The sequence below is a fragment of the Clostridium boliviensis genome (assembly GCF_033342255.1).
Classification (GTDB): Bacteria; Bacillota; Clostridia; order Lachnospirales; family Lachnospiraceae; genus Lacrimispora; species Lacrimispora boliviensis.
Map to the genome: position 1 here is coordinate 74,874 of NZ_JAWONS010000221.1, position 23,429 is coordinate 98,302.

15 protein-coding genes and 2 pseudogenes are annotated in these 23,429 nt (G+C 37.1%); 3 read left to right on the forward strand and 14 right to left on the reverse strand.

Annotated features, from left to right (window positions below; all coding sequences use genetic code 11):
• Positions 1-6: 6 nt before the first annotated feature.
• Positions 7-741, reverse strand: coding sequence for a hypothetical protein (locus tag RZO55_RS14455; RefSeq protein WP_318064971.1), 735 nt, complete (start codon positions 739-741; stop codon positions 7-9).
• A 591-nt stretch (positions 742-1,332) separates the two neighbouring features.
• On the opposite strand from RZO55_RS14455, the pseudogene RZO55_RS14460 reads away from it, so the two are divergent.
• Positions 1,333-1,587 (forward strand): annotated as a pseudogene (locus RZO55_RS14460) (phage integrase N-terminal SAM-like domain-containing protein); the annotation flags it as partial.
• 353 nt (positions 1,588-1,940) lie between these two features.
• Positions 1,941-2,339, forward strand: a complete 399-nt coding sequence (locus RZO55_RS14465; protein ID WP_318065000.1) for a transposase — start codon at positions 1,941-1,943, stop codon at positions 2,337-2,339.
• A 315-nt stretch (positions 2,340-2,654) separates the two neighbouring features.
• Here RZO55_RS14465 and RZO55_RS14470 read toward each other — a convergent pair whose 3' ends face one another.
• From RZO55_RS14470 to RZO55_RS14510, 9 genes and pseudogenes are all read right to left on the reverse strand, one after another.
• Complete coding sequence (locus RZO55_RS14470; RefSeq protein WP_318064972.1) at positions 2,655-3,521, reverse strand: Fic family protein; 867 nt, start codon at positions 3,519-3,521, stop codon at positions 2,655-2,657.
• A 16-nt stretch (positions 3,522-3,537) separates the two neighbouring features.
• Positions 3,538-3,939: an IS200/IS605 family transposase gene (tnpA, locus tag RZO55_RS14475; RefSeq protein ID WP_318064973.1), complete on the reverse strand. Its 402-nt coding sequence runs from the start codon at positions 3,937-3,939 to the stop codon at positions 3,538-3,540.
• Positions 3,940-3,988: 49 nt separating this feature from the next.
• The gene (locus tag RZO55_RS14480; RefSeq protein ID WP_318064974.1) at positions 3,989-4,162 is read right to left on the reverse strand and encodes a hypothetical protein; all 174 of its coding nucleotides are present in this window, start codon (positions 4,160-4,162) and stop codon (positions 3,989-3,991) included.
• 151 nt (positions 4,163-4,313) lie between these two features.
• Positions 4,314-4,752 (reverse strand): annotated as a pseudogene (locus tag RZO55_RS14485) (single-stranded DNA-binding protein).
• Between the two features lie 48 nt (positions 4,753-4,800).
• Positions 4,801-5,226 (reverse strand): hypothetical protein, encoded by a 426-nt coding sequence (locus RZO55_RS14490; protein ID WP_318064975.1) that lies wholly within the window; start codon positions 5,224-5,226, stop codon positions 4,801-4,803.
• Positions 5,223-9,404, reverse strand: a complete 4,182-nt coding sequence (locus RZO55_RS14495) for an N-acetylmuramoyl-L-alanine amidase family protein (RefSeq protein WP_318064976.1) — start codon at positions 9,402-9,404, stop codon at positions 5,223-5,225. Before RZO55_RS14495 ends, RZO55_RS14490 begins: the two co-directional genes overlap by 4 nt.
• Entirely contained in the window at positions 9,404-13,852 is a 4,449-nt protein-coding gene (locus RZO55_RS14500) for an InlB B-repeat-containing protein (RefSeq protein ID WP_318064977.1), read from the reverse strand. Before RZO55_RS14500 ends, RZO55_RS14495 begins: the two co-directional genes overlap by 1 nt.
• A gap of 168 nt (positions 13,853-14,020) precedes the next feature.
• Positions 14,021-14,359 carry a hypothetical protein gene (locus RZO55_RS14505; RefSeq protein ID WP_318064978.1) on the reverse strand — a complete coding sequence of 113 codons (339 nt, stop codon included), beginning with the start codon at positions 14,357-14,359 and terminating at the stop codon, positions 14,021-14,023.
• A gap of 12 nt (positions 14,360-14,371) precedes the next feature.
• Positions 14,372-15,979: a DUF6273 domain-containing protein gene (locus tag RZO55_RS14510; RefSeq protein WP_318064979.1), complete on the reverse strand. Its 1,608-nt coding sequence runs from the start codon at positions 15,977-15,979 to the stop codon at positions 14,372-14,374.
• Between the two features lie 633 nt (positions 15,980-16,612).
• On the opposite strand from RZO55_RS14510, the gene RZO55_RS14515 reads away from it, so the two are divergent.
• Positions 16,613-16,750 (forward strand): redoxin domain-containing protein, encoded by a 138-nt coding sequence (locus RZO55_RS14515; RefSeq protein WP_278321386.1) that lies wholly within the window; start codon positions 16,613-16,615, stop codon positions 16,748-16,750.
• A 189-nt stretch (positions 16,751-16,939) separates the two neighbouring features.
• Here the strand turns inward: RZO55_RS14515 and RZO55_RS14520 are convergent, their stop codons facing one another.
• The 4 genes from RZO55_RS14520 to RZO55_RS14535 all read right to left on the reverse strand — a co-directional run bounded on the left by RZO55_RS14520 (position 16,940) and on the right by RZO55_RS14535 (position 23,005).
• The gene (locus RZO55_RS14520) at positions 16,940-17,812 is read right to left on the reverse strand and encodes a Fic/DOC family protein (RefSeq protein WP_318064980.1); all 873 of its coding nucleotides are present in this window, start codon (positions 17,810-17,812) and stop codon (positions 16,940-16,942) included.
• An 11-nt stretch (positions 17,813-17,823) separates the two neighbouring features.
• Complete coding sequence (locus RZO55_RS14525; RefSeq protein WP_318064981.1) at positions 17,824-18,246, reverse strand: helix-turn-helix domain-containing protein; 423 nt, start codon at positions 18,244-18,246, stop codon at positions 17,824-17,826.
• Positions 18,247-18,550: 304 nt separating this feature from the next.
• Positions 18,551-20,257, reverse strand: a complete 1,707-nt coding sequence (locus RZO55_RS14530; protein ID WP_318064982.1) for an ORC-CDC6 family AAA ATPase — start codon at positions 20,255-20,257, stop codon at positions 18,551-18,553.
• A gap of 159 nt (positions 20,258-20,416) precedes the next feature.
• Positions 20,417-23,005 carry an AAA family ATPase gene (locus tag RZO55_RS14535; RefSeq protein ID WP_318064983.1) on the reverse strand — a complete coding sequence of 863 codons (2,589 nt, stop codon included), beginning with the start codon at positions 23,003-23,005 and terminating at the stop codon, positions 20,417-20,419.
• Positions 23,006-23,429 lie beyond the last annotated feature (424 nt).

Below are 23,429 nucleotides of genomic sequence, written 5' to 3' on the forward strand. Positions count from 1 at the left end.
AATAATTTAGAAAAATGGATTTGGTTTATCAAGCTTATGTTCTTCACTCGTCATAGTATCATAAACCAGATACCCTATGGCATAACTTGAATATCCATGCCACGCTGTAAAATCAGTTGTTTCCTTCGTTTTTACCTTTCCATCTATCATTAGCTGGCCAAGTTCATTGACCTGATAGCCATCTGGAGTAATTGTGTTGGTATAAAGATAGCCATATTCATTGAAGCAGTAGGCATATTTTAGTCCATCTTCTGTTCCATCTGGAGCTTGCATTAACCATACCCAATTACTGGAATAACCAGAGCCATATTTATTAGTTCCATACCAATAATTACTTATCCCATTGTTATTTAAAGATCTTAATGTATCTTGATGCCATGACTCTTTCTCTATCTGTTGACCAATTGTGGAATTTAAATATTCTAAATATTTTTGTTCACTACCAAAAGAAGAACTAGTTCCATCTGGATAAATGAGAATACCATTTTCATCAGTTCTTGAACCTCCAGCGAATGTTGTATTTTTCATGAAATTCCCATACATGTCCTTGATATAACCAGTATAAGTGGATTTTTCAATCACACCTCCAGAATTCAAATCAAATTTTTTATTTTCAACTTCATTTGTTGTATATCCAGCCGGAATCCTATCCGGTGTCCAAATAATCTCCGCAAACGCCGGTGTTGCCATTGTTACTGTAAGTACTGTTGATAATATAAATCCTAATAATGTCTTTTTCATACAAGCCCTCCTTATAAAATATCGTAAATTTCGGATTTGACAATCTTATAAATTCGTGTTATTCTAAAGATACAAAGGTAGCCAACTCCACAGAGTGGCTTCCACAAGTTAATGTTTAATTAATAAATAATCACCCATAGCTTTGGTCGGCAGGGTGGTTATTTTTTTGTATCTTTATTTTTGCTATTTGTATATGTAAGGATTGCAACTATAAGCAATGAAACATTGATAATAATCATTAATTCCTCATATGTACTAATAACAACCACCTCCTTTCGGAGATGGAAACCACCCGGCAGATTGACTACCCATTTCATATTGTACCAAGTCGCTAGCGCGACGGCTAGTCCCAGTTAAAAAGTTACCCACTACTTTTTTCGTATTTATAAAAAAATAGTAGCAGTTTTTGCATTTATGTTTTATTGTTGAATCACCACAAGACAACTTAAAACATTTCACAAAGACCGCTACTATGTTTAATTTATCATGCTTTTTTTAATTCAGCAACTACATATCTTACTTTTTTATCCGTCCTCCTCCTTTTTTGTATGTTAAGAACTCTATTCACATTCATCTTAAGGAGGTTCCTTTATGGACTATTTAAACTCTTATCGGGAGATGCTCTCCCTTCGCGGTCTTACCGACCATACCCTGAAATCTTATTCCATTTATGTCAGGGATTATCTTCATTACCTTGATAAATTTCTTCACAAAGTTCCGGAGGACGTTTCATGGGAGGAACTTGGTCATTTCATTTTCTGGCTTCAAAATCAAAAAGAACTTTCTGACAGGACCATAAACCATTGTATTTCCCAGCTTCGTTTTTTTACTCTCTACGTCCTTCATAAGCCATGGGATCCTACCCAGCTCCCTATGCGTAAGTTTGATGCCTATCTTCCTTTCGTTCCATCAAAAGATAAGGCATTTACTTTTATTTCCACTCTCCCAGACTTAAAGCAAGAAGCATTGGTAAAACAGGTTTTTTATTCCGGTAGGGGTTTTCTCAGTGATAAGTTTAAAGGAAAATACCTGGCTGAAATGGAGGTTTATTATCATAGTGGAAAGCTCTCTTTTTCGTCTTCTTGTAAAGAACTACGAAATTCCTACAACTGGTCTGAATTCAAAAACAAGCTTTATAATAAGGACTTTGTCCCTACATCAAAGAAACATTTAATGGATTTGGTAATGCCATTGAATATCTGGGACGTTATACTCATAAAATCGCCATTTCCAACAGCCGGATTCTTTCTGTTACAGAGACAAAAAACACGTTCTCTGCCAGAGGGAAAAAGCCCGGTGAACCGAAACGGGAGATCACCCTTGATAACCAGGAATTCATCCGGCGTTTTCTCATGCACGTACTCCCGCAGAGATTTCAGAAAATCCGTTATTACGGATTTTTAAACAACCGTACTAAATCGAAAAATCTTAAAGTTATTTTTCGCCTGCAGGGCTGCCAGAAGTTCAGGCAGAAATATGCAGACCTTTCCATGACAGAACTGTTAAAAGCGGTTTGGAATTATGATATCCTTATCTGTCCTGTCTGTGGCGGCTGTCAAATGAAACAAGCCGGAAGGACGTATGCAAGACTCTGCTAACTGTCCTGTATCCTTATATTGTTTTTTTCAGGCTTCCCTCTGGAAGTTCTGTGAAACATGCCCTAAAATATCCTCGGTCCTAAAATACGGTCTGTTTTCCGTAAATTTAAGGATGAAAACCACCATTATAGCCACCAGGGGGAAAAGCAATCCCCATACACTTACCGGCTGACCGTCCGCAAATTGGTACAATTGGAAAGAATCACATTCAGAGCAGCTTGAGTTTTCCTCAGGCTGTTCTTTTTGACTGCTCTATATCTGATACTTTCCTAAAGAATTTTATCATATTTTGGTAGTTTTTACAAATTTTTACTCTTACAGTTCGATTCCTTTGTCTCTGCCTGGTGTAAAGCGTTCTTTTAAAATAAGATCCCTGTTTCTTAATTGAAACCCAGCGCCTGAAAGAAGATTTTTATAGAAATTTTCAAGGTATTGGTTTGTTTCTGTAATTCCATTCCTGTAATCCGCAAAGTTTGCTCTCACAAGTGCATTTCTAAAGTACTGGCTGTAATCTTTAAACATGGTATTGTCTACTGAAAATCCCATATTGTTAAGGTAACATTCCATAAATACTGCCGTTGTTCTGGTATTACCCTCCATAAATGGATGTGCCTGCCAGATGGAAGAAGTAAATGTAGCAATTCTCTTAATTACCTTATTCTCAGTAAGACCAGCATAACTTTTACTTTTCTCAGTATCCATATCATACTCAAGCGTATCTTCCAAAGCCGTATAATTTGTATACTTTACCGTTTCTCCATTTAAGACTGGTTCCGGTTTATAAATATTGACCTTCCTAAATTGCCCGGCATGATCGTAAATATCCTTAAAAAGCTCTTTGTGAATTGCTTTTAGCGAAGTAATTTTCGAAGGATAACCCGGACTGTCAAGAATGTGTGCAATTCTGGCAGCTACAAGATCTGCTTCTTTGTTGCGATTCTCAATATCCTCACTAGATTCATTTTCATACCGTTTATACAATAAATCTTCAATTTGGTGATATGACAATTCCCCCTCAATATTTGCTTCTGCCAATTCAGATAAATATTTTGTAGGAGTAAGACCATCTACTCGTTGAAGTCCTATTGCAGCATCCCAATAACTTTTTTTCACGGTCTTGTTGATTGTTTCACCATAGATCTGGTATTCTTCTGACATAATACCACCTGCCTTTCTTTTCACTTTATCGTCAGGATGTTTACTTCCTTTCCGATGTTTTCTGGCTTTCTGTATACTGCTTAATAACCGTTTGCGGCACACTGTTCGCTGTGGACACAAAGTAACTGTTTGTCCAAAGAGAAGGAAGGCGGGTTGTCAGTTCTTTAAACTCTCTGCGTAAAACAGACGATGTATAACCCTTAATACTACGTACCGCTTTATTAATTCCAAATTGTGGGTCTACTTCTATCCGCAAGTACACATGGTCAGGCATAATTTCCATTTCGATTATATCAGCCTTTATATCTGAACATTTTTGTTCGATCAGCTCCTTTAATCGTTCAGAGATTGGTTCCACTAGAACCTTACGCCGATATTTGGGACACCAGACTACATGGTATTTGCATGAGTAAACCACATTATTACTGTTTTTGTACTCCATATATGTATTATATCACGTTTATAAATCTAATACAATATATCTGAATATTTTATTGAGTTTCTTTTGGAGGAAGGTGTTTTATAGAGTTATTTATTTCCTTATAACCTTGTTCCATAATTTCGACACTCAATTCTATACCCTGAATACTGGATTTCGTTTCATCAAGCTTTTGATTCAATTTCTTGATTTCTTTTCTTCTTCTCCTTAATTCATCAAGAAACAATATAACGAAAGCAATACTTATATCAATAATCAGATGCTAAAGTAATTTGTTTTTCATAGCTAATTTCCCTTTCGTAAATTTGAAGTTCTATCGGTTAAACATATTCGGTTGTCAATGTACACTTAGCCGCAAAATATTTATTAGACAGCTCCTATGAATTAAATGGTAATTCCTCGTCGTCTACCCCATACGGGATATTCATAAAGCCATCACCCGTGGCACTGGAAGGTTCTGGTCTGGAATTATCACCTGATGCATTCTTGCTATCTGCAAATTCCTGATCCTCTATAACAACATCTGTTGTATAAACCTTAATGCCGTCTTTATTTGTATAACTTCCAGTTTGAATGCGTCCTGATATTAAGACTCTCATACCCTGTCTGAAATATTTCTCTGCAAATTCCCCCGCTCTGTCAAACGCCACGCAGTTGATAAAATCTGCCATCTGTTCATTTTCCTGAATTTTATGCCATCTTCGATCAACGGCTAAGCTATATCTTGCAATTGCCATGGACCATGGACTTTTCACCCTGGGAATAACGGACTTCGGGATCGCGAGTCAGCCTTCCCATTAAAATCACACGATTCATATCTTCCTCCTATCTCCTCTGCTTTTAGCAGAGGAGATATTCTTTTAATTACTCTTCCTCTTTCCCGTTATATGAAAGAGGTTCTACTCCGTAAGCTAAATATTGTAATGAAAAACTATCCTTTTCCGTTAAAAGAGGTAGTATTCCATTGTCCATAGCACATGGTTCTTCATCTTCAACGGGATCTATGAACGTTTTACCTACACTTGATTCCCTTGTTATAGTGCACTTATAGAGATTCCTGTTTTCCCAGCGAATGGTTCCAACCAAATCCTGTTCCTGTTGGTTCCTCTGGTAAAGATTGATAACGACCTCAACGTCCTTTCGTTCCATTCTGGCCGAAAAATTGGATTCATGACATTCTGCTTCCTGTTGGGTTGCAAACGGTACCTCTACAGGAATTTCAAAGCTAATAAATTTTCCATTCTTCATAAGAGCAGAACATACCATAACAACCTGATATCCTATTTTCATACCGTAACCACCTCAACGTCCTTGTTCCACTGCCCTTTCTCATTTACGGTATAGCCATCAGGAGTAACCGTGTTTGTTAAAAGCTTTCCTCTCGTTCCATCTGATACTGGGTTGAAATAATACCAAGTATTATCTATGTACTGCCAACCCGTAAGCATCTGTCCCTGGGTACCATCGGATGCAGATCTCAAATAGTAGGTATTTCCATCTGCATCTGTCTGCCAGCCAGTTATCATAAATCCATCTTTATCAAATCGAAACCATGACGCTGGCTCCTGGCCGTTTCCTGCATATGGGTTACTGATATATGCCCATTCATCCGAGTAGGTCCAATCTGTAGCAAAAATCCATTTTCCGCTTGCCAACTGTGTCCATGTGCCGGTTACTGCACCTGCAGGAGCTGCCGGCCCTTTGGTATTTCCAGCGGTTGTTACGCCTACGGAGCGTGCACCGCCGCCTCCTCCCCCACTGCTACCACCGGAGGAATAGGTCTGATCTACAACTTTAAAAGTAAGAATCACATGTACCGGATCTGATAAATTTCCATCACTGGATAAGGCATAAATATCAGCTGCAGCTGTTTCTGTATTGGACTGTTTGTTTATTGCTTCTTTGATCCAGCCAGCTGTCACTTCTTTATTTCTGTTTAGGACTACCGGTGCGACTGATCCATTCTTGTTTACGGTTAAAATTCCATTGTCGGATGATTTCCATAAAACTGATTTCTCATTTGTGGAGTAAATGGAGGCAGCAAATATTTTGCTTTCTCCTCCCCTCCAGGTAAGGGTTGGATTGCTTCTTCTTCCCGACTTCGTAAGTACCAGGTCAAACTGTTCCGTTTCCCGGTCTGCTTCGATGCACTCTGCTTGAAAGGTAAGTGTTATGCTGCAGGAGGCTATCTTTTTTCCGTCTGACGTTACAGCGGCTATCTCTGCTGTTTTTTTTCCCTTGTATGGTGCTCCTAAAAGCGCTTCTTTGATCCAGTCTGCTCCATCTACCGGAGTAACAGTCCCGCTCTGATCCACCATTACCGCTCCCGGATCGGAAGAGGTCCATACCACAGTCTCATTGTAAGGCTCATGCTCTGCGGTCCTTTCCAGTACTGGAAGAACAATGGCTGTCAGCTTCTTTGCTTCAAAACCAGTCTTTTTTACCGTTTGGGAATTGATATCCCCAGCCTTCTGATATCCCAGCTTGTAGGAAAGTGCTGTCTGACTTAAGATAATTCCCTCTGGTACAATTCTGGTCTGGTCATTGGTAGTGAAGTCTACCTTTACTTGGCAGACAGCTGATGCCTGATTTCCCAGTTTATCTTTTCCGACCACCGTTATCGTTGCTTCTCTGTTTCCGCTACCCTGTATTTTCTCGTAAATATCATTGTTTCGTATTCCATCATCAGTAGTAATGATATCCTTAATCCACTTGGCATCCTTGATCGCAGAAATGGAAGCTTCCCGGTAAGCCTGCGCATCCTGTGATACGGTAAGGACGGCTGGATCGGAGCTTGTCCAGGTTACTTCATCTTTAGAAAAGTAATCCGGAGTAAAAGTTGCTGTCAGGGACTGGGGAGCTGTTACCGTTATTTTTTCCTCCGGTGCTGTCCGGTCCCCCGTTAAAGTCCTTGTAACGGTATAGGTTAAAGCTGTCTTATCAAGCACTGCCCCTTCTGTTGCTACTAACGTATTATCAATGATCTGAAAGGTGACATTGATCCGGCAGTTATCGGTACAGGGTTTTCCTTCAAAGGAAGTTGAGGGTCTGGTCTGAGCTGTCAGTACTGCAACTCCCCCATTTTGATGCCCTGCGCCGTAAATGGTATTTGGAATCTTATACTGATAACTTTCTTCTGCCTGTTTCTTTTCCGCTTCTTGAATAATATCCGTAAAAAAAGCAGATTCCATATTCAATGAGATACTGGCCGATTTCGCTGTATAGCCATCCGTTTCCTCATCATCGTTTTTCGCAAGACGGATTAACTCCGGATCATCAATGCCCCACTTCACCCGGTTATCGAATACATCATTATTCGCATCAATAAGGGCGGATATATTCACCGGCTGAACCTGGGTTCCCTGCTCTAACGCACCGTTAATATGCCGGGCAATCAGCTTTCCTTCCTTATTCCGGATCTCCATGGTCTTCGATGGATTCTTCCGGTTTCCGGTTCTTGTCTGGCTCACTTGAAAGGTATAGGTTTCCGGATTTACATTGATGGAAACTGCCACCTTTTTGTATACAGCGGAAACACTTATATCCTCATCCGGCATGGTAAAGTTATACGAATGGCTGCCGTCTGAGTAGGTGGTGCTCCTTTTCTTTCCCTTTGCATTGGTGTAAGTAGGGCTTCCCTCCATCTGGAATTTTTCTGTGTCTGTATTGTTCGGAGAAGTGGTTATACTGACCACGCTCCCAGCTCCAATGGCTCCCCGTTTCTCCTTATCAATGGTTTTTGAATACTGAGAATTACCTCTTACTTCCATGGAGGCAATATCATAAAAGTTCTGGCCATTGGCAATGGTATCGATCTGATCTACGGTAAGCAAATACCCTCTTACCGGATGTCCCAGGGAATTGGGGGCAAAATGATCTAAGGTATAATCCCCAGTTTCCTCATCCATGACAGTTAAGATTCCATTTTCCAATTCTTCGTAAAAGTATTGATCGGAACTGGATTTTTTCGCACCGCCCTGTACCAGAGTGTAATAAAGATCTCCGGAATGCCAGTAGCCTATATGTGCATCATAGGTATAATCATTATCGTCAATGATCTCTGATCCGCATACATTGGCACTAATCTTGCTTTCAGTATCTGCAAATAAATAGGCTACATCATCAACGAAATTAAAGTTTGTTGCTGCTCCCTGTCTGGTTCCAATAAAGGTTCCTTCCCTTGCCATGGACCCCAGCTGAGAGTTACCAATGGTTCCCTCAAAGCGTGCTACCTTTAACTTACCGGCTGCATATCTTCCGGTAATACCACCAATGGCTGCGGAATGATAACCGCCGATGGTCCCACTAACATGGGTGTTAAGAATATCTGTTGCATTCTGATATCCCACGATCCCACCGATATAACCCGTACCCTGGATTCTTGCGGTAGTCCCATCACCAGTAGAAACTTCACAATCCACGATAGAAGAATCCGATGCGATCCCCGCAATTCCACCGGCATAAATCACATCCGCTCCGTCAGCGGCATCAATCATAACTTTTTCGCACGCTGCATTCTCAATCACGCTTCCGGATAGTTCTCCTGCAATTCCTCCGGAAATTCCGGTGGAACTGATATAGGCATTTTTAACAGTTACATCTTTTATAATGGAATCTGCTGCATAACCAGTCACAACACCTGTCCGATCATTGCCCTTGATCTCACTGCTGTCCGGGACAATGGTCATGTTTTCAATCACTGCATCCTTTACAGAACCAAAAAGTCCAACGTTGTTATAACCAGAAAAGGAAGCAAGTTTTATGTTTTTAATAGTATATCCGTTTCCGTTGAAGTTCCCAGAAAACGGATAGGGAACCTCTCCGGAGTTTTCCGTAGAATCCCGGTAAAATCCAATGGGTATCCAGTTGACTCCCTGCAGGTCAATATTACTGCCAAGGGCAAAGTAACACCCCGAATAATCTCCTGTGTAATCAGCACCTTCCGCATCAGGCACAGTCATACCCATAGCTGATAGTTCGGATAGTCCCATCAGCTGTGCTTTCGTTTTAATCAGATATGGCTTTTCCTCTGTTCCTTCTCCCTGACCTCCGCTTAAAAATTCAAAGCTTGTCTTACCGGACCAGGAATCCCAGATATCTCCCAGAGAACTGGACGAAGGGGACGAAGAGAGAAGGGAAGCTGTTAACGCTTTTTTTATATCCGTAAAAGTAGGCTCCACTGCTTCAGACGGCGTAGCACTATCTACCGGATCTGTTACTGGCATTTCAATCGTTTCCGGATCTACAGTGGGAATCTTTTCCGGTTCCACTTCTGGCAGATCTTCTTCCTTAACAATTTCTTCACCCTCTATTTCTGTATCGAGGCTTGCTTCAGAAGGTGTGGCCACTGAACTATAACTTTTTGTTTCTGTCCCCGTTTCCGCATATACCGCCCAAGGCGGTACCGCGGTGACTGTCAGGGTGGCACACATAACGTATGCCACCCCTCTCACAAATTTTTTTCTCATTACTCCTCCTCGTTATTTTTCCAAACTCCATTTTCATCTACCAGATAGCCGTCTGGAGTCCTCTCATTTTGATACATTGATCCATAAGGCTTACCAGGCTTTGTTTTATCGTATTTCCAGCCATTCGGATTACTTCCACTAGGATTACTTCCAAAATAAGTTTGTGACTCATTCTGTTTTGTGAAGTAATACCATTTATGATCAATGAGTTGCCAGCCGGTCAGCATCTTAGTCGTAGCAGGATCAAAGAAATATCTCTTATCATCCATTGGTTCATAATTCCAACCACTCAACGCTGCACCAAACCTGTCTCCCGGTTCTTTGTTAAGCTTATACCAGGTCTTTTCGCCTTCCAGATACCAGTCGTAATTTAACTTTCCTTTTTCATCAACATGGTACCAGTCCTTGCCATCGCCAACCCATTCATCCTTTGCGGTCGTTCCATCCGGCTTTGTGTAGGTAACTTCAAGAGGATCATTTGGATTTACGGTAAATGTTCCTCCGGTATCAGGTACCTCTGGCTTTGCCGTGCTGTCAATAATCGGTGTAGGAGGAACGGTTATTATCTCCTCTTCCTCCCGATCCTCTAATTCTGAATGTGTAGATTCTGGGTTCGTAGGTTCCGGATCAACATTCCCACTATCAATTTTTTTATCATCAGAAGTACCAATCTCCCCATCCGGGCCGCTCCACCAGTGATCCGGATTCGTCCAACTTCCATCGGCTCCCGGTGTGATGTATGTTCCGTCACCGTTGTCTATATAGGTTTCGGTCCCTCCAGGGATTATGTGAATCTGGCGATCATCTTCAGTTCCTATAATTCCATCCGGGCCATACCACCAGAGTTCATCGTCTGCTGTGTTCCACCTACCATCTGCTCCGGGTCTTCTGTATGTACCATTTCCATTATTAATCCAGCTGATAGACCAGTGACCATAATAAGTCTGATTCCCCAGTGCTGCCAAGGTAGTCTCCCTAATTCGGGTTCCACCTTCAGGCTCCGTATACCAGCCCAGGAATGCATACCCTGTTTCATATAATATTGGAAAATCCCCAATTGGAAGGGCATATGTTACAGTCTTATCTTTCGGATCACTTATTAATTCTGAATTACTCTTGAAGTGAATTGTATACTGGTTTGCGATCCATTTGGCCTTATATTCCACATTTCCAGCCTCTACCCAGCTTTCGGAGGTTATTTTCTCTCTACTTTCATTAAACCAGCCGGCAAAGGTATAGCCAGGTTTCTCTAGTAACGGAAGCGTTCCCAGCTGCATGAAATAATCTCGGTCTGTTTCTACTACATTCTGTTTTCCATCTGCATCCGTATAAACAAAGCGGATTTTGTATGAATTGGCTTTCCATTTTGCATGATAGGTAAATACATCCGCTCCGGAATCTGGCCGAAAGATTGTATGAGGATTGATTTTGTTATTATCTGCATCATACCAGCCGTTAAAGGTATAACCCTTTTCTTCAGGAATTGGTAAACTGCCAAATTCCTGACCATATTTTTGTTTTATTGTAAAGGGTTGTACCGAATCTCCATTCGGCTGCTCCACCGTTGAAACAAAACAGACCTCATAAGTTACAGGCTCCCAGTTACCGAAATACACTGCATCCCTTGGTTCTACCATGGTATGCTCCGTAATCCTTGTACCTGTTCCATTCTTTCCTGTCCACCAGCCCAGGAACGTCCAACCATAAATTTTCGGTGAGGGAAGGCTTCCAAGTTCCGTATCAAAGGTTAGTTTTTCTTTTATTACTTCTCCCGGCCACTGTTCCTGATCAGCAACAAAGATCACATTGTAAGTATTTGGAGTCCAATGAGCAAAGTCGGTCACATTGGCCGCTGGCATCTGATTTCCACTGTAAGAATAGATGTTTCCTCCTGATTTACTGGTGCACCACCCATCAAAATAATATCCAGGTCGTATTGCCTCATCTCTTCCATCTCTTAGTGCCTGATCAAATGATTGGTTAAAAGAAATCACTATTTCTTTCTTAGCATTTCCCTCCAGGGTTCCGCCATTTCCATTCAAAGTCAACAAATATCCATTAATGGAATATTGGGCGGTTAAAATAGTATCATCCTGAATGTCAGTATATGATTGATCCCAGCCTGTAAAAGTATATCCGGTCCGGGTTGGATCTGTCGGTGGTGTGGCAGCCTCTCCAATAGCTACCTTCTGAGTTTTTAAAATATTCCCATTCCAATCTTTGTAAACAATATGCTTATGAGTCTTAATCCAGTGTGCGTAATATATTACATCATGATCAGGCATGAAATTTTCCGTTACGTCATCCAAGCGACCGTGACCATCTGGCTGCTCGTACCATCCGTCAAATACATAATCCTGCATGGAAGGTATGTTTTCGCTTTGTCCGTATATTATGGAATTTATGCCGCTCCCTACCTCCACCTGAAGCGATATACTGCCTGATCCGCCATAGTTTGCAAATGATCCCCCGTTGGTATCCAGCGTTAATGTGCGTTCCTCCTTTTCCTTATGATAACTTGGTTTAAATACGGTATCCCTTAATACTTGAGTCAAAGTGGAATTACCGCCACTTGCATCCACCCATCCATTAAATGCGTACCCTGATTTATCAGGTGCTACTGGCGGGTTGCTTATTGCACGACCTGGAACCACCTGACCCTTTCTGATGGTATTGCCTGATTCATCCTGGAATTCCACCTGAAAATTTTGCGTTTTTGGTACAAAATATGCGTAATATTTATCTCCCACCTTGTTAAATTCATAATTGGCGTCTAATTTCTGCCCCATGCCGTTTGGTTTGGAAAAATACCCCACAAGCCTTCGTGAATCATAGTATTTTGTGCTTGAATTCGAAGCACTATATCCTTCATAAAAATATGTTAGTGCATTTGGTAAGCCTAAATCACTTGATCCTGTTTTTCTAAACTTCAGGTCGCTAAATTTATCGCCAAAATTCTGAGCTACAGATATACTTTCCACCATTTCTACATTTTCTGCCATTGTGGTGGAATATTGGAAAAATTGATAATCATGCCATCTAAATCCAAATCCACCATAATAATCCTTAAGTCCATTTATCAATATTAATGATGGCTTATCACCAGGAATCCATACACCTTGATAAATCCTATCACTACTTGAATTATGAGGACCCATAAAGGATCTAGCTTCCACCTCGGTACCACCAGGTATTAAGGGAAATCCCGGAATAGTGTTATACTTTGAAATGGGGGAGCTGTCACTTCCAACACTAAAATATTGGGTGAATGAATTCGTACTTCTAAAAATCTGTGGTACTTGCCCTAAATATTCCTTGTCAGCACTGATACTTCCATAAAATGGATTTTTTAGTTCAATATCTTTTGCCCATCCTAAAAATATGTCTCCATCATTCTTAAGCACTGGAAATTGAACATTTTCTAAATTCGCATCTGAATTCCATAGATTCATGGCGTCATAGTCATTATTGTTTGCTGGCCATTCACCAGCATAAATCACCTTTTCGTCATAAAATTCTTCCAATGAATTTGCCTGATTTAGGTTATATCTTCTGAACTTTATAGGAATCAATGATTCAGCTTCCACATTCAACGCCATTTTTGCCATTATATTTTGATACGAAGTGCTTCCTCTCATCATCACATGCCCGTTACTATCAGACTCTAACCATTTAGGATCGTCCTTTGAACGAACATTTTGTGCAAACCCATAAAAAAAATATAGGTCATAGCTTTTTTGCTGATATGATTCCTTTTCCGATAAATCATAATCGTCAGCCTTATGTTCAACTTGCTTTTCTGTTACTATTACATGCCATATGCCATACTTTGTTTCATCCCAATTCTCGAATTGTAATAACTTCTTCCTCTGTATGTTGCAATATTGCTGCTCGGAAAGTTCCTTCCAATTTTCTTCATTGGGCTTCACACTAGTCCATATGTACGGGGCTAGATCATAAAATTCCTCATCCTGATTAATAATTGTTTGTGTTTCAACAGATCCCGTCTGATCCGCTTCATACCATGAGGGGAATTCAACTCCCCCCTGCATATAGCCATAATCCCGGTATTGCATCATTCCATACCGGTCCTCAAACCTCCAAAACCTTTTTCCAGAAGCTGATACCTGGGAGTAATATTCCGGAATTTCTTCCGGTTCTGCTCTCACAAATTTTTTTATAGCTTCAGAAGGTGTTGATTTTCCCCCTGGACTCTCTGCCTCAGAGGGTGTAGCTTTATCCCCCGGACTTTCTGCCTCTGACGGGGTGGCCGTCTCCGCCACATTTTCCTCTGCTTGTGACGGAGACGCAAGCGCTCCTACTGCTTCTTCCATTTTTGATTTTGTCATTGCAGTAGCCGCTAAGGATGGCGGCGCATACCCTACTGTAGTTACTGCGATAATAACAGCAAGACAAAGGGATATAATTCTTTTTGCATTACCTCTCATGTTCCTTTCTCTCCTAATTTTTTCCATAATCATTTATCCATTGTATTTGTTCCTGATCCTCCTGATCTTTGTCCCCGGAACTTACAATTGTCAAAGAGGATAGTGTGATAAAAATAAAAACTACAATTGATGCAAAAATAAATCCAAATAATATATAAAACAGAATATTCATGATTTTGTCACCTCTTTGCTCGTACCGGTTGCCACTGCAAAGGCTTGTTTATGATGTATTGTCTCTTTTTCAAAGCTGCCAAAATGCCTTGTAGAAATTTTAAATATACTCGTTATAATCATTAACCCCAGTTTTATAATCATAAAAAAACAAAATATCCTAAACGTTATATAGATTGAAAAGCAACTCTTTACACTTTGAGAAAATGTTCCTTTTTGAAATTCAGCTCCCATAAACTCTATTGGAACTTCTCCCACTATGCTTTTCAAAATTCCATAAAATAAATCAATTATGCCAGGAAATGTCTCCCCTAACAGTTTCACAATTTTTTTCATCACTCTACCTCTTTATCCCTGCGGAATCGTCATGACAGGTCTAATTCCGATACTTGTCTCTGACACATTAACTGGCTGTATGTTCCCGTCTGTGAGACTGACTGTATAAATCCCTTCGCCATACCTAAAATCATTCGGTCCACCATCTTGCGGAGTCCTTAGATAATATCCTTTGGAATAAGCGGAGATCTGGGATTTAGGATTATTAATATCACTGCCATTAAACTTCCACAAATAATCCCTGTACCTTAACCCCTCCTCCACTGACAGAATAAAGATTTTATCATTCATAGACTGATATAAACGGCCATATCCCGTTAGTCCGCTTTCATTTAGTTGGTCATACATTCCCCTTCTGGTTGAGCCTAAGAAGGCCTTCGTTATGCCAACGCAGGTATCAGAGAGAAAAATCGAATCAACTGCATTTTTTTGAAGCCATTCTCGTACATTAGAATATTTATAGTTATTGCTGTCTCCAAAGTTCAACTTTTTGGAAGCTCCGATAATGTCGGAGCGTATTACACTATCACAAAGAAACAGTGCCGTTTTCTGGCTGTTCCCCATTGTATCTTCATAATCCTCATCAATGCAGCGGAATAAATAAATACGCTTACCAATGATTCCGGCCTGGATATCTCCAAGGCTGTAATGAACCGCTTCCGGCGCTCTATTAACCAATTTAAAACAGATATCGCAGATTCCGTCATAATCTATGTCTGTATGTCCTTTCGCAGGTAGAATCACATTTTCCTCCTTACCGCACCTTCTGCACCTTATAATTTCATAACCATTTTCCGTACAGGTTGGTTCTACCCGTTGAATTCTTTCATGATCATGACTGCATGTGCTTTCCTCATAGGTCTTTTCAAACCCTACTCTCATAACCGTGTATGTATCTCCATCAACGACCAATTCTGTCATGATCAGCTGTGACAGATTCTTAATGTTATTTATTTTTTGACTAATAATTAAAATTGCAGGAGTATGATTCTTTGCAATTAAATACAGCTCCATGCGTCCAGAGCTATCTGCCATTGAAGCGAGGTTTAAAAGCCGTTCATTGCTCTCTCCCAAACTTTTTGTAATCAGCTGTTGATCTGTAGGCTCACTCCCTGTAATAGCAAAATCTGCTTTTCTCGCTGTATCCAGCCATTGACTCAGTTTATCTTTTGTCTCCTGATCCGGATCATCTTCCTCTGGCAGTTTCTCACCCTTTTCAAACTCCACATAATATTTCTGGGTCCCAGTACCGCTTATAACCATACTCCAGGGACTGGATACCCGGGAATGATAATAATACTTGTCTTTCCCCAGAAACGTTTCCGGGAAGTCAATTGTAAGTTCCGTCTCTTCCTCACTCTGTCCACTCTGAGATTTAAAAATCTCATTGCTGTGATTATCCGCTTCCACAAAGTACAGCTTCCAGGAAACCTTTTTTGCTTTGTAAGGAGAAGCCGGTTCCTTTTGTGACTCATCTGGTTTTCCACTTTTGGGGCTTGCACTGTTTTTTGTACCTGACCTGCTGTGTCCTTCTTTAATCCAGGCCCCACAGCTTGGCATCGGAATACTTGCAAATACTAATAACAAACTAAATAAAGCAATAAACTTTCTGTTTTTCATTCATACCACCAACCTGATTTATTTAAAAAAATGTAAATAAGCTGCCACTTAAAGATGTCCCCCTCTCTTAATAATTAAGAAATCTCCTTCTTTTAATAATCTGTTTATAAATAATTGGGAAAAATAGATATAGTTAGAACCGTTACCATTATTGGAAATTTACCGAAAGATAATATGAACTTAAGAAATTTTATATGGGAATATGGAATTAAAACAAAAACGCAGCAAGCAAGACCCGCATTAAGGTTAAGTCATAGCGTTAGTTGAGAAATTTTAAAAAAGGAAAATTAAGAAAATGCATTGATGAATGCACCTGTCAAAAACGGTCATAAACATTCCGTTATTTAAAATATGTTTGTGGAATAAAAGAAATAAAACAGGGATAACCAGAATATAAAAAGAAAGCAATATCAGATAAAAATAATGTGCTGAGTTCCATTATACCAGAACTTTCATAAATATTAAATACCCTAAATAAAAGTTTTTCAACTTTTTTGGGGGAGGCTAAAAATATAATTAACCAAATCTTACAAATATATAAGAAGGACAGAGATCACAGAACTATTTCTTTTCACACCGTCATATACTATTACAAAATGCAATTAAGGAATACTTATGAATGTTAGCACAGGAATGAAAGCTCCTGATTTTACTGCGATGACTACATTCGGACCTATAAAATTATCCGACTACAAAGGACACTGGGTTATACTATTTTCTCATCCCGGTGATTTCGCATTGCGTACAGTTGGAAAATATGTTTCGATATGAAAAAGATCTAAAAAATGTTCTAGAAATGGTGCTTTAAGCATATCATCCATTTTATGGTATTACAATACTTATTTTAGTTTTTTTCTAAATTTTGTGTAAATATAGCAGCTTTATAAGATCTACTTATTTTAAGTATTGCTCTATGGATGGAAAAATAACTCAAGATAGTTTATACAGTCTTTATACGTTTTATTGCTCAGGAGAAATATTCTGGGCTCGATTAATACTTTTAACTTTCTTGTTTTGTATCTCTTGGTCAGCGAAATCCTTTGCCACGGATCTTACCAATTCTCCTTTGTCTTTGTCAAGACTTTTGATATTCTTATAATAATCTCTCAATTCTTTAACTGAGTTAAGTTTTTGGAACGCATGGTTAATATCTTTCATTCCTTGAATGAGCAGTTTTGTGGGGCGAAAACCCGCTGATTTAATATTATCTACTATGAAGGCTTCCTCTCCCAGTACCATAGAGTCTTTCATTATCTTGTTCAAGTACTGGTAATCGGCATACATTCCATCAGAGGCTTTTACTAATGCATTCCTTACAAAAGAAGCATTCTCTCTGAAGAGTTGTTTATCAAGTGGGAAATCATTTCTCCCCGCAAAGTGAGAAGCAAAAGTCATAGTTGTTCTTGTGTTTCCTTCTCTAAAAGGATGCACCTGCCATAACGCTGCAATGTTTTTTGAAAACATCATAGATCGATCTTCTAAACTAAGTGATCTCCAATTAATGCCATTCATTTCATCTATGATATTTACAGCATGTCCTTCTATATTATCAGGATGTGAATATCTTATTGTATCTCCACCTAATACAGCCTCAGCCTTATAAATTTGAACTGTTCTTGTTTGACCAGCAAATGGATACACGTCTTCGAATATGTGACGATGAAGAACTTTCACATAATCAAAATCTAACTCTTGTCCCTGATTCAACTTGTCTATACTAAGAAATTTAATAAATGTAATATCAGCCTCCGCCGCCTGTAGCCGAGCAGCATCTTTTATGTTTAACTTATTTATTAAAACGGGAACATCATCATACAAATATGGATCTCTCATGTTACCTCTCCCTACTGTTGATATCTCTCGATAGCTGCCCTCAGCATATCTTCTTCAGATATATTACCTTCGATAAACTGATCTGCTAACTGTTTTGTATGTCTTGTTGGTTCAGGAGCATCTAAAGTAGATAAAGCTAGAGCGTCATTAACAATTTTCTCACGTTCTTCCCTGGTCGTGGTAGGGATAAAATACTCTTTGCTCAATATATTCCTCCTCTTCTCAAAATCGGCCGCCGGTATATTATCAATAAAATCACCAGGTGCACAATCTAGGGTATCACAAATCTTTTCCATGTTGATTACAGAGACCTCTTTAATAGTGTTATTTAGAATTGCAGACATGGTAGCCTCTCTTATTCCGGCCTTACGTGCCAGTTCCGTCTGAGTCATACCTCTTTTATCTAATAAGCTTTTTAAATTAAATACGATCAATATAAGCCCTCCTTTCTTCTCATTATATTATACCACTTCTAACGTAATATTTCAATGAAATTTTACGTTTAGAGTAAACTTGATTTCAAAATTTCTTTCTCATATAAAATAATCATATTTACTAATTCCTTACACTCCTAGTTAATTTACTTGCCAAATTCCAATTACTTTTCTCAGCACTTAAAGATACGTTTAAACTTTAAGTGCGATTTTTCTGTCCTTTCTCTTAATCATTTATCCAATATTTCTATTATTTCAACTCACAAAGTCGCCATTGAATTTAAACACTATGTTTCGCATTATACTATAATATTTCTACTTCTTCTGCAAGTAGCAATTCGCCTAAGCTATGTGGAATAAATCTTACTCTCTTTGAAACTAGTATTTTTTTCTTTTTATCATCTTCGATAATATTTGTATTTGAAAAAGTATACTCCGTTCCATCATCTCCATTTACGAAATAATAATCTTTTTTTGAATTGATGAATGTAACTTCGCCTTCAATTTTTCCTGGTATAACAGCCTGCTGTATAAGCGTATCTGTAATTCTAGTAACTTTTTTTATTAAATTTCCATTTTTATTACTTCTTAACTTGTCCAAACGCTCTGTCCCCTCTATATAATGTGTTGGTATATCTTTATATACACAATATGCATAATCAAACTCATATGTGCTTCCTTTTCTACCTGCACCGTTCTCTATAACATTTATTATGTTATATTCTGATGATCTATTAATATATTTTGCAAGATTTACTGTCTTATTTGGAAACATAAAGCGGTATGTACTTCTACTTCTACAAACCTTAATTATACTAGATAGCCATTCATTTTCACTATATGTAAATAAACTTTCACAATCTCTCGCCTGCTTTTTTATTGCTTCAAATACATCATCCGTTGTAATTTTTTCTTTTCCAGAATTTCTCCTATATGCACAGTCCATTGTTAAATCAATAAGATGCACTAATCTTCTCATATTTCCATTGGATGCAAATAGTAATTGTTCTATCGGTCTCATTTCATCATTTGATATTTCAAACAAGTCCTCTGCTTTTGCTATTTCATGAGAAGCATTTTGTAAATACCTATCGATTAGAGTAATAATCCTGTTTAAATATGATTCATATCCACTGTAAATATCACTTTCCAACTGCACATTATCACCATATCTTGTTTCCATTAACACATCGCATATACTATATGGATATATTGCTACTTTTGTTCTTACAAATTGTAGAGTTCTCAATTGATTCATAAGGATTTCGAAATATGATATTTCATTTTCATTTTCTCTAAAAAAATCTTTGTTTAATGAACTGACTTCATCAAATAAGATAATTAATTTTCCAGAGAAAGGCTTTAAAATTTGTTCATATGTGTTATTAATATCATCAAATTGCGGCGTTCCTATTTTTTTCAGTTCAAGTTGTTGTTTATTTCGTTCACTTTTACAAAGATTGAAAAATTTATATGCTGCTTTACCCTCAGTCTCTATTTCTTTTTGTATTATTTCAATATATTCTGCTGCTGACATTAAGTTTATTTTCTTTTTAATTTCGCTTAATTTCTTTTGACTTGGTAATTGCATTCCGATATTCTGACAACCTTTATGTATTTCTGCCATTTTTTCAGCTGATATAAGATTGTCACATATTTCTACCATTCCTATATTTATTTTAAATAATATTTTTTCATAAATCTCTTTACTATTTAATATATTTTGGCAATCACTGAGATTAATATAAATCGGAAGAATAATATTATTATTTTCCATTAAATCAGACACTAACGTATGTATATAAAAGGCATAATTGGCTCTTAAATACATAGTCTTTCCCGATCCCATTTTGCCTTTAACGATTGTATTTTCATAGTCAAATGGCCTATTTAACCCATCTGTAGGATCAACAAATAAATCTAAAATTTCTTCTATCCCATACTCATCCGCATTTCTTGTTCTAAAAGGCCTGGCTAAATATATTTCTTCCAACTTTATTGTATTATTCATTCATATTTTCTCCTTATTTAAACTTGCATTCTTTTTCTAATGTATCACCAATTTTTTAGTATATGTTCCATTTAAATTCCAGTTAATGTCAATTTAATATAATGCAATTTCTAAATAACTTTATTTTTTATAATGAAAATTATTCACCCATTTTTTAAATTAACGATATGTTGCTGAAAATGCATATAACTTTCGTTTAAAATCTTCTTTCCAAGTCGTAAAGCTTCTGATATCTTGTTCAATTTCTATTTTAGATGGCAGTTGAGAGATTGTTGATGTTCCTCCATCATGTTCTGTTATAGAGTATCTACTAAATAGATTCAAAAGAAAATCAATATCTGCTCTTTCAGTAACTATATAACTTGATAAATTTCCCTTTTTTAAATGTATATTTTTATTAAATCGCTCATAAGTTTTATTTGATAAAATTTCTTCAACAGAACGTTCCAGTAACATCCGAAACCTTTTTCGCGCAGAATCGAGCTTTATTTCTCTTCCATGCGCATCATTTAATTCAAGTGAATCATATTCCCTTAGGATTCTCTTAATTGAATCAATCCTTTCCTGCACGTTTTTAACTAAATATGGAATTTCATCGGTAACAATACCACTTATTTCATTGTATTTATCAATACAGATAACATTACAATCTGTTAATATAAATGTATTATGCGTATCTATAAGCAAACGCAAAAATGATAAATCGTGAGTAAAAACTACTATCTGTCGATTTTCAGATAATTGGACGATTTTCTGTGCAATTAAATCTCTATAATTTGTATCTAAAGATGTAACAGGGTCGTCAAATATTATAGTATTTAAACGGTTATCAATTGTACATTCTGCCAAAAAATTTGATAAGGCAATAATTTTTTGCTCTCCTTCACTCATAATAGAATTTATTGGATCATTAATGCTGTAAAAGCCGCACCTTTGATATGTACTCCCTTGACTTGTCTTTGTTTTTGAAATCCGAACTTTACTTGCTAGATCTCTATTAAAAGAGCTCAAATGTGATATAAATTCTTGGTGTTGTAAATTTACCGCTTGAGTATCCATTAACTCGCCAATCTTTCGCGATATTGTATTTGTCGCTAATTGCATCTGACAATTTTTTATCCATTGTTTGTATTTATACTCATTGAAATATTGTAGAATTATCACCTTATTATTAAACAAAAACTCTTTAACAGTAAGTTCATTTAGCTCAGCAATTAAAGCATTTCTATCTTGCACTAGCAGATTATTCATATTAATTTCTGAATCAATACTTGGAAGTATACTCATTATACGTGGTGTTAGAGTTAGTAGATTAATGTCAAGATTACCACCGCTTTTTAAAAATGAAATAATTAAATTTTTAAATATATCTACAGAACTTGCAAATAAACCATAGTCTTCACGTAATTCAGGTAAAAATTGTTCTAATTCAGTAAAATACTCATATGAAGGTACAACTATAGAATTGTATATATTTATTTTATTTTGAATTGTTTCATTTATTGAACTTAATTGTGTTGATACGTCATTAAGAACATAGTCATTAAATGAAGCCATTCTTTTTTTTGCGCTTTCATCAAGTTCTTGTTGACACAATACACATTTCTCTAAAGAAATTGATGAAGGAAAATTATTACCATCCGTGAGCTTTGATTTTTCTGCATATTTTTTTGCAGCTTCCCATAATGTTCTCCAGGGGTCTGTTCCAAATCCATTTAAAGTGTTTACACTGTTGAGTTCATTTATAGCAATTATATTAGCCTGCTCTATAATTTCAAATTGATTTCGATTTATTCTTAGTTCTTTTATATTTTGCTCGTTAAATAATACTTCTATAAGTGATAGTTGTTGTATGTAGTTGATTATCCGTTTTCGCTTGGCTATTAAATTTGTTATATTTTGCTGAGGATTTTGTGATGCTAATAAATTAGTTAGTTGTTGTTTTCTCTCCACATCTGTATTAAAAAATTGAATTCGTGACTCAACATCAGCAAGTTGTAAAGTCTCAATACTCTTATACCATTGAGCAGAATTCGTTTGATGCATATTTTGTAGCATAACAGGTTTTTGAGTATTAAATTGTGAAATAGACAACTCTAATGTTTGCGAAATTCTTCCTAATATTGAAATCAATTTTTCTAAGACATCAATTCCAATAGGTTTATATTCAGTTGGATTTTCATTGTTAATATATGTTTCACCACAATCGTTATCGAAAACATAAATAGAATTGAGGAGCGTATTTTTTTGACTATTTTCATTCCAAGTAAACGAATTATTTATACCATTAATTTCAAGAACGAAATTAACTTGTTGGGGAGTTCTAGATAATCTAAAAACATTTTTCTTTAATATAACACTTGGATTTCTACTCCAACAAAGTTTTCTAAAAATACGCGAATAACTTGATTTACCAGAGCCATTATTTCCATAGATAACAGTCAAACCTGTCTTTGAAAATTGTAAGCTAGCTTGTTCATGTAAAGCACAAATATTTATTGGATTACTTAAACTAATTAATCTTGGATAATCTCCATTTACTGAAACTGTTGTAGGAATATGAGTTCTGTTTATAGGAAGTGCATTAATAGTAATAGAAGTATCTCCACATTCTTTTTTCACTAATAGAACAAGTTCATCAATATCATTTTGTGTAAGCTCTGTCGATGTAATAATTCTTCTTAAAGCATCTTGAATAAATATTTGTTTACCCTGTGCCCAATCTAAAATTTCTTCATAAACTGCCATTATATAAATTCCTTTCGTTAGTTATATATCTATTATACTATCTTACTGCAGTCGTAGTCGTTTTATATTCTCCCGCTCTTTTTCTGAAACATAACATAAAAATAATAAAGACTAAATTTCTAATAGAATTTCTTTCTAAATCAGGATCCCTTTTGATGATTTTTCTATGCCTGTATTCAACAAAGGTAGATCTAGCACTTTAATATCCGCCTAGATCACATTAATAATACGATTCCATTCTTTAATTTCAGTATAATTCTCCCAAAGCGGTCTAAACTTCAGTTCACACTTCTTTATATATTACCGCTTTTTTTTAAAAACCAATATATTTTGATAATATTTTTAAAATATTTTTTCAACTTTTCAAAACATCTAAATTTATTGAATTATTTATATGTTTAAATCTATCAAAAGGTGTATTTTA

What these genes read in the sequence shown, in the direction of transcription:
- tnpA (WP_318064973.1), bottom strand. Translation starts at nt 3,939, where the DNA reads ATGGAGTACAAAAACAGTAATAATGTGGTTTACTCATGCAAATACCAT.
- RZO55_RS14515 (WP_278321386.1), top strand. Translation starts at nt 16,613, where the DNA reads ATGAAAGCTCCTGATTTTACTGCGATGACTACATTCGGACCTATAAAA.
- RZO55_RS14535 (WP_318064983.1), bottom strand. Translation starts at nt 23,005, where the DNA reads ATGGCAGTTTATGAAGAAATTTTAGATTGGGCACAGGGTAAACAAATA.
- RZO55_RS14530 (WP_318064982.1), bottom strand. Translation starts at nt 20,257, where the DNA reads ATGAATAATACAATAAAGTTGGAAGAAATATATTTAGCCAGGCCTTTT.
- RZO55_RS14495 (WP_318064976.1), bottom strand. Translation starts at nt 9,404, where the DNA reads ATGAGAAAAAAATTTGTGAGAGGGGTGGCATACGTTATGTGTGCCACC.
- RZO55_RS14490 (WP_318064975.1), bottom strand. Translation starts at nt 5,226, where the DNA reads ATGAAAATAGGATATCAGGTTGTTATGGTATGTTCTGCTCTTATGAAG.
- RZO55_RS14520 (WP_318064980.1), bottom strand. Translation starts at nt 17,812, where the DNA reads ATGAGAGATCCATATTTGTATGATGATGTTCCCGTTTTAATAAATAAG.
- RZO55_RS14510 (WP_318064979.1), bottom strand. Translation starts at nt 15,979, where the DNA reads ATGAAAAACAGAAAGTTTATTGCTTTATTTAGTTTGTTATTAGTATTT.
- RZO55_RS14500 (WP_318064977.1), bottom strand. Translation starts at nt 13,852, where the DNA reads ATGAGAGGTAATGCAAAAAGAATTATATCCCTTTGTCTTGCTGTTATT.
- RZO55_RS14455 (WP_318064971.1), bottom strand. Translation starts at nt 741, where the DNA reads ATGAAAAAGACATTATTAGGATTTATATTATCAACAGTACTTACAGTA.
- RZO55_RS14505 (WP_318064978.1), bottom strand. Translation starts at nt 14,359, where the DNA reads ATGAAAAAAATTGTGAAACTGTTAGGGGAGACATTTCCTGGCATAATT.